The 330-nt window shown below is 75.2% G+C and carries 1 protein-coding gene; it reads right to left on the bottom strand.

The window, feature by feature from the left end; genetic code table 11:
- Positions 1–44: 44 nt before the first annotated feature.
- The gene (locus AAHZ94_RS35195; protein ID WP_349997704.1) at positions 45–209 is read right to left on the bottom strand and encodes a hypothetical protein; all 165 of its coding nucleotides are present in this window, start codon (positions 207–209) and stop codon (positions 45–47) included.
- Between the last annotated feature and the right edge of the window lie 121 nt (positions 210–330).

The raw sequence follows: 330 nt of genomic DNA on the forward strand, positions 1-330 counted from the left end.
CCCCCGATACCAACACAGGTTTTAGCGGGGCCTGGGCCTTTTGTTTAAAAACCCCCCCCCCCCCCCCCCCCCCCCGCCCCCCCCCCCCCCGCGGGGGGGGGGGGGGCGACCCCGTGCCCGCGCACCGGCGCCCCGTACCGTGCGCACCCCCGCCCCGTACGCCGGTGTGGCCCCGGCACGCCCCGGGGCCGCGCCGCGGTGGGGCTCACGCTCCCGCTCCGTCGCGGGGCCCCGGCGCCCCTAAACAAATGACCCTGCCCCCGATTATCCGAGTGTTGTACTAGGGGGTGGCCGGTTGATTTAAAAAAATCGGGGTGGGGGGGGGGGGGG

The organism is Streptomyces sp. HSW2009 (genome assembly GCF_040240285.1).
In the GTDB taxonomy this organism is placed as follows: domain Bacteria; phylum Actinomycetota; class Actinomycetes; order Streptomycetales; family Streptomycetaceae; genus Streptomyces.